Here is a 14,910-nt window from a genome sequence, read left to right on the forward strand (position 1 = left end):
TGGTCAGTGCCTCACCGCCACGCCAATGCCAGGCGGATAGCGTCCCTGACCAGACCCAACCGCGATCGCGCCTTGATGAAGGCTGCGGTAGTAGCCCTTTCCTTCTCGATCTTTGGCGTGCCGTCGACCCGCATGAAGTTCTGCGCGGCTTTCGACATTAGCCGCGGGTAGGTCGTGAAGAAATTAGCGGCGTTATTATGGAGTAAGGCTGGCATGTCTTTGTATTTCCGCAGGTCCTTCACCACGAAGGATTCGTCCAGCATCGTCTTGTAAAGGGCGAGGTTCCGTTTGGTCATAGGATCGTTGCGTCTCTTGACTTGGATGATAGCTTCAGCCGCAATGCGACCGGAGGTCATGGCGAGGTTCGAACCCTCGCGGTGAATGGCGTTGTTCAATTGCGCAGCATCGCCAACAACGACCCAACCGTCGCCAAAGAGCTGCGGAATTGCCTTGTAGCCACCTTCAGGAATGAGATGCGCCGCGTATTCCTTCACCTCCGAGCCGGCGATCAGCGGCCGGATCGAAGGATGGTTTTTTAGCGCCTCCAGGAGGGCGTAAGGGCTCTCCATCTTCGCGGTGAAATCCGAGACGAGGCAGCCGATGCCCAGTGAGATCGATTCCTTGTTGGTGTAGAGGAACCCGAGCCCGGCCATGTCGTGGGATATCGTGCCGACTGCCTCGATCACGCAGCCTTCACTCCCTTTGACGCCGAACCGCTGCTCAATGACCTCTTCGGGCAAGAAATGCATTTCCTTGACGGCCAGCGCCACGGCTTCGGGCGTCAGCATCTTGCGCAGGCCGCCTCGCGTGCCAAGCAGCCCGCAGACACCTTCTGCAAGAACAACGACGTCCGCGTAGATCGCTCCGCCAGCCCGATCTGTCCGCACCCCGATCACCTTGCCCTTGTTGTCACGCACGAGTTCCGTCACGGTCGTCTCGCACAGAAGCGTCGCGCCGGCCTGGCGCACCCTGCGCGAAAACCACTTGTCGAACTGGGCACGGATGATGGTATAGCGATTGGGGCTCACCTCGTTGAAGTCCTCCGACCGATAGTGAATCCCGGTGTGGGAGGTCTCGTCCATGACCCATAGCCGCTGTTCGACCAGATGCCGCTCCAGAGGTGCATCATCGCGGAAATCCGGGATGATCTTCTCCAGCATGTTCGCGTACATGATGGCGCCCTGAACATTCTTGGAGCCCGGATATTCACCTCGCTCCAACTGGAGTACCTTCAAGCCGTCGCTTGCCATCGTGTAAGCAGCTGCGTTCCCGGACATGCCGGCTCCGATGACAATCGCGTCGAATTCTTCGTTGATCATCTCGATCTCCCTTAGCTCGCAAGCTTGTCGCGGCTGTGCGGTGACAGCCGCCGGGTGAAGGCCTCGGTGAGCGCGGGGAGGAAGCGGACCGCATCGGTGACGATCCCGAGGTGAGCGAAATCGAAAATCGGAGCGTTCGGGTCGGTGTTGATGGCCACGATGAGATCGGCTGCCTCAACCCCAACGCGGTGCTGGATCGCGCCAGAAATACCAGCCGCTATGTAAAGCTTCGGCCGGATTGTCTTGCCAGTCTGGCCGATCTGCCGATCCGCCGGCATCCAGCCCTTTTGGACCAGCGGCCGCGAACAGCCAAATTCGGCGCCAATCGCTCGCGCGAGACTCTTCACAAGCTGCAGGTTCTCCGCCCCGCCGAGGCCGAGCCCTCCCGCAACCACCACATCGGCATAGGCGAGATTGGCTGTGCCTGACTGGCTATCCGGCAGGAAGCCGAGGATTTTGGTGACGATCTCATCCTCGGCCAGTGAAAGCTTGTGCGCGATGACGCGCCCGATCGCTCTGTCCGCCCGCTGCGGCATGGGCATGACCCTCGGTCGCACCGTCGCCATCTGCGGCCTGTAGTTCAGCGTGTATATCGTGCATAGCAACGAACCCCCGAAAGTCGGACGGGTCGCGGCAAGCGAACCGTCGGCATCCACATCGAGTTCGGTGCAGTCGGCCGTGAGCCCTGTTAGCAAGGTCGTCGCGACGGACCCGGCGAGATCCCTGCCGAGCGTGGTCGCTCCGAGAAGCAGAATCTCGGGTTTGTAAGTATCAACCAGATCGGTCATCGCCTTGGTGAAAGGCTCATTCCGATAGTCGGCGAGCAGCGGCGACTCGACGAAGTAGACAAGGTCGGCGCCATAGGCGAAGGCTTCGGCGACCGCGTTCTGGGTGGCTTCTTCCGGCGGTCCGAGCACAACGCCACAGAGCTGGACGCCAAGTTTGTCTGCCAGCTTGCGGCCCTCACCAAGCAATTCGAAGGACACGGAGTGGACCTGGCCGCGTTCAAGCTCGATGAAAACCCAAACGTGCCGATAGGCCCTGAAACGCTCGGGCAGTTCCTTCGTCATCCCGGCACGGCCGGCGGGCGGGCGGGGAGTGTCTGGGTTCGCGCTCGACATATGGTCTGCTCCTTGCCGTCAGGCGCCGTCGAAGGCGAGTTCCGGTTCCAGTGCCGGCTGGCGGGTGAAAATTGCAACAATCAGTTCGTCGGCGAGGTCGCGCAGCGTCTTCTCGGCCGTGTCAATTTGCGCTGCCTTTTCCGACCGCGCCGTAGGGGCGAAAACGCGTCTGACGACCGTCGGCGAGCCACGCAAGCCGCACTTGGTGAGGTCCTCAATGCCCGCCTCGGCCGCACTCCATTTCACAACCTGCCTCCGCGCAGCGCTCAATGCGTCTTCGATCGAGCCCCGACGCATCTCGTTGGTGCCTTCCAGCATGGTGATGAGGCAAGGCAGCTTGCTCTTCAGCGTCTGCGTCCCGCCCTCGCAACGACGCTCCACCGTGATCTCGCGCGCAGCAAGATCGATGGTAGCGATTCTCGCGACATAGGTGAGTTGGCTGAGATCGAGACGCTTGGCGATGCCGGGCCCGACTTGCGCGGTGTCGCCGTCGATCGTCTGCTTGCCCGTGAAGACCACGTCCGGCGTGCCGAAGGTTTCGCCGATCTTCGCGATTGCCTGGGAGAGAGCAAGTGATGTCGCCAGTGTGTCGGAACCGGCAAAATAGCGGTCGGTCAAAAGCACCGCGCGATCGGCGCCGTAGCCAAGCGCTTTGCGCAGGGAGTCCTCTGCCATGGGCGGACCCATGGTGAGCACGGTGACCTCGCCGCCATAAGCGTCGCGTAGCCTGAGAGCTTCTTCGAGGGCGAATAGGTCATAGGGGTTGATGATGGTCGGCACACCCTGGCGCATGATGGTGTTCGTCACCGGATGGACCCGTATCTGTGCCGAGTCCGGCACCTGCTTAATGCTGACGACGATGTGCATTGGCGTTTCTCTACGCTGTTATCCGGCGGGCTGGCGGTGCGAGTTCTTGGCTGCATCATTCGTGCCAAGTGCTTTGCGGCCCTGTTCCCCTTCGGGCTGCTCACTACGGATGGCGCCGTTGCGATCCCGAACTTGTCGACTTCTTGACATTGTCGCGTCGCGTCTATGTCGCGATCATTCCCTGCCGAACGGCTTCAGGACGGGATCGAAAGGAACGAAGGCGCGGCGTGTCGTGCAAGCTTTATCCGGATCGTGATCTTTGAGCACCTTGAAGACCCGGTGCGTGAGCGGCGAGGAAACCGCGAAGTCCCCGTAAGCCCGTTCCAGCAGGGCGCGCACGCGCGCGGCGATCACCTGGTCGGGCAGACCGGAGAAATCTTCCTCAGCAAGATATTGTCCCACACGCTTCATGATATGGAGCCGTGAAACGTCGAGCACCTTCGGATCATAGGAGACGCCAAGGACAGAGAAGAACTCCTCCGCGGCCGACACTCCTTTCAGTCGCGTAACGATATCGGTGACATCGATGGGACGGCCGTCAGCGGAACAGGTCATTACATTCTCCCTTGTCGGAAAACTGTTGGGTCAAATACGAAAAACTCTGATCTACAGCCGCGAAAATCCGCAGTTTGATGCACGAGGTGGGCTGAGCCAGCGAGGCAATCGGTTGGTCGCAAGGCTGGGCACCCCGGTGCCCGGGCGTGGCGAACAGGCGCCATGCGCAGCGCCGAGCAGTGCGAGATGGGCTCGATTATTGCCGCATTGGCTCTCGATCTGCCCGGGCTCCGACCTGAATGGGACCGAGGTCTTGTTGCTGGCATCTATGAGGAGATCGGCCAGACGCGGCCGGATCATGCGCCTTGATCTCCGGAGGGTTTTGGAGGTCACAGCCCCGACGATCGGCTTGGTGGCGGCTGTCGGTCGGCGTGACGCCTGCGCGACCTTGGCTGCCAGGGCAGGCAATGCGGTCAGGTCGATGCCAGCATCTGCGTGCTGGAGGACAGCTAACGCGGCGGCCACCTCTTCCAGCGCGGCATTGCCCGCGCGCTCGCTGAGTCCAAGGACGGTGGCCGAGGCATGGCGCGCGCCGGCGCGGATCGCCGCCAGCTGGGCGACAAGCTCGAAGGTCGAAAAGGGGTCGAGAACGCCGGCTGTGCCAGCCAGCCTCACGCGCCTTGCGCCGGCGCGCGCCGCCATCATGATAACGCGCCCGAGATGATCCCGGTCGGCCCGTGAAGCATCCTCGCAGCCAACGGCGACGGAGGAGCCGCTGGCGGCTGCGCGCCCGACCATATGCTCGATAAGCTGGAGCGCTCCCGCCTGATCGAGGCCGAGCTTGGTGGCAAGTTGGATGTTCGATGCAGGAAACGACAGATTGACGGCCCGGACCGCGCCCTCGATCGCTGCTTCGAGATCCGGTGAGGTCATCCGGCACCAGGCCGTGAGCCGCACCGAGAGGCTCCGCGCGACCACGGCGCGAATTGCGTCGATCTCGTCGGCGCCCATTGCCGGCGTGCCGATCTTGATCTCAGCGACGCCGGCTGCTGCAAGCGACTCAGCGATCTCAAGTTTTTCCGCCACGGTGAAGGCAACGCCGGGTGCCTGCTCGCCCTCGCGCAGAGTCGTCTCCTTGAGAAAGACCTGACTTCTCATGAATGGTCGCCCGAGCTTCCGGCGCTGAGACAGGGACCGCATTGAAGGTCTTCGGCACTCCGCCCTTCCGGCGCAGAACTGAGGGACTCGCGCAGCTTCTCCACGATGGCAGGCAAGACCTCGAGCACCCGGTCCACGTCGTCTTGGTCGTTGTCACGCGAGAACGAGAAACGGACCGCCCCATGTGGGATGTTCATCGCCCTCAGCACATGGCTCGGCTGTGCACAGCCAGAGGTGCAGGCGGAGCCTGAGGAACAGGCGATACCCACGCGGTTGAGGAGATGCAGGATTCCATCACCTTCGATACGTTCGAAGGCGATGTTTGCGGTGTTCGGCAAGCGCTCGAAGGGATCGCCGTTGACGAAGGTGTTTGGTACACGCTGAAGAATCCCGTTCTCCAGCCGGTCGCGTAGCCACTTTATCCGTGTGGTCTCATCATCCATGAATTTCAGGGCGAGTTCGGCTGCCATGCCGAGCCCAACTATGCCGGGCGTGTTTTCGGTTCCCGCACGCCGGTCTCTCTCTTGGTGACCGCCTTTGATCAGCGAGTGGAAGCGCACACCGCGCTTGAGGAAAAGTGCGCCGACGCCTTTCGGTCCATGCAATTTATGGCTGGAGAGCGATAGCATGTCGATAGCGGTCGATTTCAGGTCCATGGGGAGCTTGCCGACCGCCTGCACGGCATCGGTGTGGAAAAGGGCGCCGACTTCCTTCGCCAATTCGGCGAGCTTTGCGACGGGGAAGATCGTACCAGTTTCGTTGTTGGCCCACATGATCGAGACGATTGCCACGTTTGAGCTGAGGGCTGCCCGGTAAGCGTCAATGTCGAGCCGGCCATGGTGATCCACCGGGATCCTGTGCACCTTGACCCGGCGCGTCTGCTCAAGATGTGCGCAGAGCGCCAGCACTGCGGGATGTTCAACGGCGGACGTCACGATCTCTGTCCGGTCAGGCATCACCTCGAGCGCCGAAAGAATGGCCGCGTTGTCGCTTTCCGTCCCACCCGAGGTGAAGGTGATCTCGTCATCAAACGCCGCGCCGATCAGCGCCTGCAGCTGCCGCCGCGCGTTTCTCAACGCGGCGCCGGCAAGGGTGCCAAGACCGTGCGCCGACGAAGGGTTGCCGAATTGATCCGTAAGGAAGGGCAACATCGCTTGAACGACCTCGGGATCGACCCGTGTCGTTGCGTTGTTGTCGAGATAGAGAACTGTCATGGGTGTGGTCTCCAATCGAGCGGAATGACGTTAAGCGCAAGGATTCATCGCGCTTGCACCCGCCGTTGATAGCCGAGACGATCCAGAGCCGGTGCAGCACCCACAAATTGATTTAGACAGGCGCCGCCGTCGCGATCGACGAGCTCACCTCCCGGGCCCTCTCTCCTGCTTCGACGATCAGCTGAAGGACTTGCCGCATGAGCACTTCGCTCGCGCGTTTGGGTTATCGAAGACAAAGCCGGAGGATTCGAGCCCCGTGACGAAGTCGACGGTCATGCCGGCGACATGCGGTTGGGAGCCGGCGTCTAAGAACACCTTGATCCCATCTGTCTCGAGGATCGCGTCGCCCTCGCGCGGGACGCTCTCCAAGCCGATTGAGTATTTGAAGCCGGAGCAGCCGCCGGGCTGAACCATGATGCGAAAGCCTTCCGCGGGGTCAGTAGCGGCGGAAAGAGCGGTCTTGACCGCGGCAACGGCCTTGTCGGTGAGCGTAATCATGGCTCGCTTATCCTCGTGCGTGACGATTTTGCGGATCACCATGCATGGTCCGTGCCAATGGGAAAAGCGGCGCTGGAACAGTGCGACATCGCTAACACTGCCGCGATTCCGGTTCGGAATTGCTGCGAAGGCGTCCGGCAATCGACACGTATTGTCGGATTTGTCGCGTCCGCCACAGGGGCTGGGCCCGAGTTCCCGCTGAGCTGGCACGTAAGCCAGTTTCCGAGATGCTTCGGCAAATTGGCACGAGTTTTGAGGCTCCCTTTTGGCGAGGACTAACGCTCCTGACCGACAGTATGGGCAAGCAGAGGTAAGACATGCACCAGCGCGAGAAACCTTCGCCAGAGAGAATCCGGCGGGCACGCGAAGACAGCCCCAAAATCCGCGACCGCGATCTCGCTGGCCAATTGGGCATCTCGGAAGCGGAGCTCTCCGCGGCACATTGCGGTTTTGGCACGGTGCGCATCGAGCCACGCGTCAATGTTGTTCTAACCGCTCTCAAGGCGGTCGGCGAGGTAATGGCGCTGACCAGCAATGATAGTGCCGTGCATGAGAAGATAGGCATCTACGACAAGGTGCTCACCGGCAGCCATCACGCCATGGTGCTCGGCAATGACATTGATCTGCGCATCTTCCCGAAGGTGTGGGCGCATGGCTTTGCCGTCGAGACACGCGAAGGCGGGGAGATCCGCCGCAGCCTGCAATTTTTCGACGCCGCAGGCGAGGCAGTGCACAAGGTGCATCTGAGGCCGTCCTCAAACCTCTATGCCTATCAAAGACTGACAGACGAACTCCAATCCTCGAACCAGGAGCCGATTGTATCGGTTAAGACGAGGTCAGCCGAAAACGAGGCAAACATTCCGGACCAAGCCGCTACCATCGACGACCTGCGGGAGCACTGGAGCCAGCTGACCGACGTACACCAGTTCTTCGGCATGCTGAAGACGCTGAACCTCAGGCGCCGCCGGGCGGTCCGCATGGTCGGCCAGGACTACGCCTGGCTGCTTGACAATGCTGCCATTGGCGGCATGTTCCATCGTGTCGCCGAGGACGAGATGCCGATCATGTGCTTTGTCGGCAATCCTGGCTGCATCCAGATCCATTCCGGCCCGATCAAGTTGGTCAGGCAGATCGGGCCTTGCATCAACGTTCTCGACGCCACTTTCCACCTGCATCTCAGGACCCAGCACATCCGCGAGGTTTGGGCCGTGCGCAAGCCGACCAGGGACGGCCACGTCACGTCACTCGAAGCCTATGGCGCCGACGGCAATATGATCATCCAGTTTTTCGGGACGCGCAGGGAAGGCGAACCCGAGCGCGACGACTGGCGGTTACTGACCGAGAACCTGCCGCGCTTTCCCAATTCAACCGCCGCTTGAGGTAGGACCGACGCATATTGATTTCCGTTTTCGCTCGGCGTCCGCGCCGCTACTCTGGATTCTGCTGACCACCTCTGCGCCTGCCGAGGCCAACGAGAGCACAGCTGTCTTTTGCGACCCGTCGCGGATCGCCTTGACCGTAGTCTCCAGCCCCAGGGCGCTACACCCGTGGCGAGCCAGCCATCGATGGTTCCGTTGCGATGTCCCAGAACCGGAAGCTGCCCCTGGTCTAATGCGTCAGCTGTACGTCGATCGAACGTCCAACATCCCGGCCCTGTACGGCGCCGGGTGGCATCAAGTGGTCGAGGTGAAATCGATCGGTCCCTTCGTCCAGTTTCCAGAGGGATGGGTCCACAAAGGCGTGCTCGAATGATCCATAAGGTCGGCAAGGCCCGTCGGCGTCCAATGCCAAGTCCGCAAGGGTAGCGTGCGAGATGGATGCAAAGCTGAACGCCGCCCGAAGCAGACCGTATCATCAAAGAACGCCAGCGCATCCTGTTCGTGCTATCGGAGCAGGGCGGTTAGATTCTCGGCCCGGGGCGGCGACGCAGCAGTCGAAGGCCTGGTTGCCGGTACGACGAGTGCGGTCGAGGATTTCTCCGGCGGGCAGCAGCTGTCCGACGAGGCGATCGTCACCGCCAGGCGAGGTGATCCTGACGCAGAAGAATGTCGGGGCGGAATCTTCAGAGCTAATTTGCGGCCTCGCGATAGCCTCGGCGGACGTAGGCCTTCTTTTCGCCGTTGGCGGCGTCGGCGGCCCCAAGCTCCAGCTCCGCCGCTCGGCGGCAAACCAGCAAGGGATCGGGGCCGGAGCCTTCTTCACGAGCGCGCAGGCTCATCATGGTCAGTGATCGTTCCTGCGAACCAATCGCTGTCAGCAAATCCACCTTGCCTGCGAACCGTCGATTACCACCGCAAAGCCGCTCGCTCCCTACAGCGCTTGTGGAGAGCGCGCTCGCGAGCGGCTTCGCTACCGCCGAGCGACACCCGGTCTGGGAGGGACCTCGTTCGATCCTTAGGCAGCTTCCACCAGGCTCCTCGTTAGCTTCTATGCGCACCGTTGTGATGTCTGGAACGGACAAGAATGTCGAAAGCCCTACCAGGCGTAGCCCCATACCGGGTCGCCACGACGATATATGAGCGGGTGCCAACGGTGCCCCTATTCGGCACGCGATTTGCTCAATGTCATCTGAGGCGATGTCGGCAGTGCGTCACGCAGTTCAGCGGCGTAAACGCCTGAACGCAGGAGGACCAAATGGTAGCCAACCCGGTTCCAGATCATGTCCCCCCGGAAATGGTGGGCGACTTCAGTCTTTTTACCTCGCCAGGCATGTCCCCGACGCCCAACGGCGATCCGCACGCAGCAGTCGCTTGCGTGCATGCCGGGCCGCCGATCTTTTATTCGCCTTGGAACACGCGGGCCGGACAGGGTACTTGGGTCATCACTCGGGCGGCAGATCAGCGCCGGGTGCTGCAGGAGACCGAAGTCTTTTCCAGTCATCGCAGCATCTTCGCATCTGCATTGGGCGAAGACTGGCCGATGATCCCGCTCGAACTCGATCCACCGTACCATGGAGTCTTTCGCTCACTGCTCAATCCGCTGCTTTCGCCACAGCGCGTAGCGGAATTTGAACCAACTATCCGCGAGCGAGCGATAACGCTCATCGACAGCATCGCCTCGCGGGGCACGAGCTGCGACGTGATGAAGGATTTCGCCTTTCCCTTCGCCGTCAACATCTTCCTTCGCTTTCTCGGACTGCCGGATCACCGTCTCGATACATTTGTCGGCTGGGCGAAAGATCTGCTCCACGGCGACGATGTGAGACGGCCGGCGGCTGCTCGGACTATTGTGGCGTTCATCGACGAACTAGCGGCGATGCGCCGCAAAGAGCCCGTCGACGATTTCATGAGCTTCATCGTGCATGCACAGGTCGAGGGTCGCGGGTTGACGGACCAGGAGGTCCGTGGCATTGGCGTGCTTACCTTCGTTGCGGGACTCGACACCGTCGCTGCAGCCATTGGCTTCGACTTGGCCTATCTCGCGCGCAACCTCGAAGATCAGGAATTGCTGCGGAACGAACCGGACCGGATTGTGCTCGCAGCCGAAGAGTTGCTGCGCGCCTATCCGAGCGTTCAGATGATCCGCGTGGCACGGAAAGATATCGATTTCAAAGGCGCGCCGATCCGCAAGGGAGACTTTGTTTCCTGCGCCACGATGATTGCAAATCGTGACCCTGCGGAATTCGAGGCCCCCAACACGGTCGATCTGACGCGAGAGGGCAACCGCCACGCCGCCTTTGGCTATGGTCCCCACCGTTGCCTTGGCTCTCATCTCGCCCGGCGGGAAATTGTCATTGGGCTGGAGGAGTGGATGGCGCGCATACCGCCCTTTCGGATCAAGGAGGCAACAGCACCCATCACCCATGGCGGCCATGTGTTCGGGATCGAAAATCTGATTCTGGATTGGGCTTGACCAAGGCCGCCCGGAACTGGGCACAGACGTGGGAAGTAGCCGTGCGCATTATCGTTCACAAAGCCAGGTGCCAGGGTCATGCGCAATGCTCGGCGCGAGCGCCGGCAGTCTTCAAGCTGGATGAGGCGGGCTACATCCTACCTGGTGACATTGATGTTGCGGATGGGGAGCAACTGCTTGCGGCAGATGGGGTGCGATCCTGCCCCGAACTAGCGCTGGAAATAGACGATCCGCCTGCTGCGCGCATAGTAGCCCAGGCCACGCGCAAACGGAACAATGCGCTCCCGGAACACCTCAGAACGACGGAATTTTCGACTATGGACCCCGCAAAAACTACCGAACTACTCGACCGTGAGGCGATCCGCGACTGCCTCTATCGGTACTGCCGCGGGATAGACCGCGCCGATGAGGCAGCGCTGCGTAGCGCCTACTGGCCTGATGCACATGACAATCATGGGGCCTATCGCGGCTCGGCCGAGGGCTTCATCCGGTTTGCGCTCGGTGTCTTCAAGACCGGACCGCGCAACATCCATCAGATCACGAACGTCCTTGTCGAATTCATCAAACCGGCTCAGGCCGCAGTCGAGAGCTATTTCACCGCGCTGCAACGCGGACCGGACAAAGACGGAGAAATGCGCCAGATGCTGCTAAGCGGGCGCTACTGCGATCTGTTTCAAAAGAGGGCAGGCGAGTGGCGGATTGCCGATCGGACCGTCGTCTACGATTGGCTCGAGGAGCAGGTCCCAGCTGCGGTGCTTGAGACAGAACGGTTCGGCCTGCGACAGCCGATTGGAGCACCGTATCCGAACGATCCGGTCTACGCGATCGGAAAGCATCGCGTTGCTTCTCGCGATAATGCGTCCCCAGCTCCGAACGGGAAAACCACATCGGTGGGACGATAATTTATGACAACTCTGCTACGCCACAGCAAGCTTAGCGATACCCTGCACGCTAAAGATGCGGCCGCCAGGGTAGCCTTTCTGCCCCGCGACAGCGTGACCGCGACAGCGCTCTGGTCTGAGGCCACGAGCGCGCCGAGGCCGGTCTACATCGATTTGCTGGACTTGGCAGAGCCGCTCATCGAGGCAAGCCCCTGTGCTTGAGGCGTCGGACACACATTCGACTATCCGACCGAGAGTTGGATCGCAGCCAATGCGGACGACGCCTGTCTGGGAACGCACGCGACCGGCGCCAGCACAGGGTGCTCTACGGGGGCGCACCATTCCGCCGCACCACGTCGAGGGCAGAGATTTCAGAGACTCCTGGAGAAAGTTCCCATGAAGCATGCAGGACGGGTCGTAATCATAACAGGCGCCGTGGGCGGAATCGGCCGTGCCCTGGTCGATGTTCTTGCGGCAGATCAAGACACTATTGTTGCGGTGGACCTTCCTGGGACCGGCGTGTTTGAACTGGCCCGCGATCTCGGCGAGCAGCACCTTGGCCTCGAGTGCGATGTCTCGCGAGAGGGAGATATCCTCGCGCTCTATGGCCGGGTCGAAGCACAGTTCGGGCAGATCGACGTCCTCATCAACAACGCCGCGGTGGGACCCAATGTGGCTGCCACTGTCGACACCGATGTCGACGCCTTCCGACGCCGCCTGGCAGTAAACCTGATTGGGCCGTTCGTCATGGCGCGCGAGGCGGCGAGGCGCATGAGGCCGGGAGGTGCCATCGTCAACGTCGCTTCGATGTCGGGCGTGGCCAGCAATCCCAGACGCCATGCCTACGCAGCCTCGAAAGCAGGCCTGATCTCGTTGACAAAGTCGCTTGCATGCGAATGGGCTTATCGCGGCATCCGCGTGACGGCGGTAGCGCCGGGCTGCGTGCGCACGCCTATGACTGCAGAGCTGGAACGAGCAGGCAAAATGGACCTCTCGGCGATGCGCCGTCGCGTGCCAATGGGGCGCATGGCTCGGCCCGACGAGATCGCCCGGGCTGTGCGTTTTCTGGCAAGCGCACAGGCGCACTACGTCACGGGATCCGTGCTGGCGGTCGACGGCGGCTGGATGTCATTCAACCAACCTGGGGATGCCTGCCCTGAGGTGGAAGGCGTTCCCCTAAGCGAACTCTCCTGTCCGGCCCAACGCGCCGACGCGCGAGTGGTGCTCGTCACGGGTGGTGCGAACGGTATAGGCGCCGCCGTTGCTCGCCGTTTTGCCGCGAATGGTGATACCGTAGTGATCGCCGATAAAGACCGCACCGCGGCAACTCTCCTGGCTGCATTGCTCGGCGGAAAGAACATCGCGAAATCGGTAGATGTGGCCGTCGAGGCCGAGGTGGTGGCGGTGTTTGAGGAACTGAGGGAGCGCTTCGGGGGCGTCGATATCCTCGTCAACGGTGCTTCTGTCGTCGACACTTTTGTGGCTGGGATCGAACAAATGCCTGCAGACATCGAACGTGTCCTGCATGTCAATCTCACTGGCGCCTTCGTTTGCGCGCGTGAAGCGATCAAAGCAATGCGCCCGGGCGGCGTGATCCTCAACCTCGGATCGATCAACAGTTTTCTGCCCTTCGCGCCGCGTCACGCCTACGGTGCCTCGAAGGCGGCGATGGACATGCTGACCCGATGCATGGCGGCCGAACTGGGGCCCGCCGGCATTCGCACAGCCACCGTCGCTCCTGGCTATATCCGCACTCCCGCCATTAGCGAGTTGGCGAAAACCGGCCACATCGACTTGGCAACGATCGGCCGACGGATCCCTTTGGGCAGGATGGGAAGGCCGGAAGACGTTGCAGATGCAGCGTTTTTCCTGGCTTCCTCCGACGCCTCATACATCAACGGCTCGATCCTCTATGTGGACGGCGGCTGGACCGCGTTCGGTGACGCAGGAAACGCCAGCGAACTCTACGACGAATGCTTTGCGGAGGCGGGTGTTTGAACGTCGACCATCGCTACGCTACCGGGCGCCGTCCATGAAAGCGGAGACCTGGCTTGGAACGCGCCCGCGGCGCGGCCCCGATCCAAGATGTCGGCGGGGCAACGTCCCTCGGCATGGGGACAAGCTCTCGCGCGTGCCGGCAACCATGGATCCGGACTGCTTATCGTACCACTATGCCCCTGCCAGGCGCCCGATCCGAGGCAATCGCGTGTCTCGGATGAGCGCAGTTCCAAATCCGCCAACCATCAGCAAACAAGGAAACATAGTGGAATTCGCCACCTTCATCCTGGCCGCCCAACGTGGGTATCATCAATCCCCCGAGATCGTTATCCGAAACTCGATCGAACAGGCCATCGCTTCGGAACAGGCCGGCTTCGGCACAGCCTGGTTCGCAGAACACCACTTCAACAACTACAGCCTGATCCCTTCGCCATTGATGATGGTGGCCCACTGCGCCGGAGTGACGAGCACCATTCGCCTCGGCACTGCCGTCTGCGTGCTGCCGCTCTACAAACCGCAGCGCCTGCTCTCCGAGATCGGCTTCGCCGATATCCTTGCGAACGGTCGCCTGGAACTCGGCGTCGGCTCTGGATACCAACAGTTCGAGTTCGAGCGCTTCGGCGTCAGTATCGATGAGGCGCCGGCGATCTTTTCGGAACATCTCGATATCCTTTTGAAGGGTCTCAACCAGAACATCTTCGAGCACGATGGCCACTATGAGAAAATACCCCCGACGGCGATTTCAGTATGCACCGTCCAAAGGCCGGCACCGCCCATCTGGATGGCCGGCGGGCCGGCCCGCATGAAACGGGCCTACCGAGAGGGTCACAATTTCTTTGTCACCGCATTCCACGACGGCCTGGCGAGCTTGAGCACGTTGCGCGGAGCAATCAAGGAGGCGGCGGCTTCCGAGGACAGGAATGTGACGGACGCCAGGATATCGCTGTTGCGTTGCTGCTACGCCAGCGATGACGAGGAGGAGATCAACAGCTATCTCGACAACGCCCGTTTCCAGCGCCGCCTGTCCGAGGCGCTGCATCAGCGCCGGCAGCAGAGCCACGACGGCTATCTGCTGCAGGAAACGCCCACCCAGCAGGATCTGTCCTTCGGGGCAATGCGCAACAACCTGCCGATCGGCAGTGTGAATCGCGTGATTGATCGCTTGCTGCAAGAGATCGACATTCTGAAGCCGGATCAGATCGCAATCCAGACCCAGTTGGGGGATTTCGACCAAAAGCTAATGCTGCGCCAGATCGAACTCTGGGGAGACAAGATCATTCCCGCAATCAACAAGGCGCTGGGTTATGCGCGCGTTTGAAATCATAAGGGGGCCAACTTCGTGGCCGCAGCTTCTTTTTCGTTCCACTCGGCATAAACGGATTCAAATGGCACGTTCATGAACGGAACTTGGCGTGGGTTTCGATGAGTGGCGCTGCCGTCACCTGGACGGCCCCAGATGGGGTTCCCCACTATCTCGCCTGCCGACGGGCGAGCCTTCACGGCTAAC

At 61.3% G+C, this 14,910-nt stretch carries 13 protein-coding genes and 1 pseudogene; 6 read left to right on the forward strand and 8 right to left on the reverse strand.

Features of this window, described 5'->3' with window-relative positions:
- Nucleotides 1-11 precede the first annotated feature (11 nt).
- From FJ425_RS08200 to FJ425_RS08230, 7 genes are all read right to left on the reverse strand, one after another.
- On the reverse strand, nt 12-1,319 hold the full coding sequence (locus tag FJ425_RS08200) for an FAD-dependent oxidoreductase (protein WP_064993539.1): 1,308 nt from the start codon (nt 1,317-1,319) through the stop codon (nt 12-14).
- An 11-nt stretch (nt 1,320-1,330) separates the two neighbouring features.
- Nucleotides 1,331-2,440, reverse strand: a complete 1,110-nt coding sequence (locus tag FJ425_RS08205; protein ID WP_064993538.1) for an electron transfer flavoprotein subunit alpha/FixB family protein — start codon at nt 2,438-2,440, stop codon at nt 1,331-1,333.
- A gap of 18 nt (nt 2,441-2,458) precedes the next feature.
- Nucleotides 2,459-3,307, reverse strand: a complete 849-nt coding sequence (locus FJ425_RS08210) for an electron transfer flavoprotein subunit beta/FixA family protein (protein WP_013533507.1) — start codon at nt 3,305-3,307, stop codon at nt 2,459-2,461.
- A gap of 174 nt (nt 3,308-3,481) precedes the next feature.
- Nucleotides 3,482-3,862, reverse strand: a complete 381-nt coding sequence (gene nifW / locus FJ425_RS08215; RefSeq protein ID WP_064993537.1) for a nitrogenase stabilizing/protective protein NifW — start codon at nt 3,860-3,862, stop codon at nt 3,482-3,484.
- A 51-nt stretch (nt 3,863-3,913) separates the two neighbouring features.
- On the reverse strand, nt 3,914-4,960 hold the full coding sequence (locus FJ425_RS08220; RefSeq protein WP_224655971.1) for a pyruvate carboxyltransferase: 1,047 nt from the start codon (nt 4,958-4,960) through the stop codon (nt 3,914-3,916).
- Entirely contained in the window at nt 4,957-6,174 is a 1,218-nt protein-coding gene (nifS, locus tag FJ425_RS08225) for a cysteine desulfurase NifS (protein WP_064993536.1), read from the reverse strand. The genes FJ425_RS08220 and nifS overlap by 4 nt, the downstream gene beginning before the upstream one ends.
- Nucleotides 6,175-6,351: 177 nt before the next feature.
- Nucleotides 6,352-6,672, reverse strand: coding sequence for an iron-sulfur cluster assembly accessory protein (locus tag FJ425_RS08230; protein WP_064993574.1), 321 nt, complete (start codon nt 6,670-6,672; stop codon nt 6,352-6,354).
- 317 nt (nt 6,673-6,989) lie between these two features.
- Between FJ425_RS08230 and FJ425_RS08235 the strand changes: the two genes are divergently transcribed.
- Entirely contained in the window at nt 6,990-8,051 is a 1,062-nt protein-coding gene (locus FJ425_RS08235) for a ChuX/HutX family heme-like substrate-binding protein (RefSeq protein ID WP_064993535.1), read from the forward strand.
- A 689-nt stretch (nt 8,052-8,740) separates the two neighbouring features.
- On the opposite strand, the gene FJ425_RS08245 is transcribed toward FJ425_RS08235, so the two are convergent.
- Nucleotides 8,741-8,938 carry a hypothetical protein gene (locus tag FJ425_RS08245; protein ID WP_064993534.1) on the reverse strand — a complete coding sequence of 66 codons (198 nt, stop codon included), beginning with the start codon at nt 8,936-8,938 and terminating at the stop codon, nt 8,741-8,743.
- Nucleotides 8,939-9,306: 368 nt separating this feature from the next.
- On the opposite strand from FJ425_RS08245, the gene FJ425_RS08250 reads away from it, so the two are divergent.
- The 5 genes and pseudogenes from FJ425_RS08250 to FJ425_RS08265 all read left to right on the forward strand — a co-directional run bounded on the left by FJ425_RS08250 (nt 9,307) and on the right by FJ425_RS08265 (nt 14,721).
- Nucleotides 9,307-10,524 carry a cytochrome P450 gene (locus FJ425_RS08250; protein WP_064993533.1) on the forward strand — a complete coding sequence of 406 codons (1,218 nt, stop codon included), beginning with the start codon at nt 9,307-9,309 and terminating at the stop codon, nt 10,522-10,524.
- A gap of 41 nt (nt 10,525-10,565) precedes the next feature.
- Nucleotides 10,566-10,688 (forward strand): annotated as a pseudogene (locus FJ425_RS31975) (ferredoxin); the annotation flags it as partial.
- A gap of 153 nt (nt 10,689-10,841) precedes the next feature.
- On the forward strand, nt 10,842-11,426 hold the full coding sequence (locus FJ425_RS08255; RefSeq protein ID WP_064993573.1) for a nuclear transport factor 2 family protein: 585 nt from the start codon (nt 10,842-10,844) through the stop codon (nt 11,424-11,426).
- A 375-nt stretch (nt 11,427-11,801) separates the two neighbouring features.
- Nucleotides 11,802-13,403 carry an SDR family oxidoreductase gene (locus FJ425_RS08260; protein ID WP_064993531.1) on the forward strand — a complete coding sequence of 534 codons (1,602 nt, stop codon included), beginning with the start codon at nt 11,802-11,804 and terminating at the stop codon, nt 13,401-13,403.
- Nucleotides 13,404-13,668: 265 nt separating this feature from the next.
- On the forward strand, nt 13,669-14,721 hold the full coding sequence (locus tag FJ425_RS08265) for an LLM class flavin-dependent oxidoreductase (RefSeq protein ID WP_064993530.1): 1,053 nt from the start codon (nt 13,669-13,671) through the stop codon (nt 14,719-14,721).
- Nucleotides 14,722-14,910 lie beyond the last annotated feature (189 nt).

Source organism: Mesorhizobium sp. B2-7-2 (genome assembly GCF_006440775.1).
Lineage (GTDB): Bacteria > Pseudomonadota > Alphaproteobacteria > Rhizobiales > Rhizobiaceae > Mesorhizobium.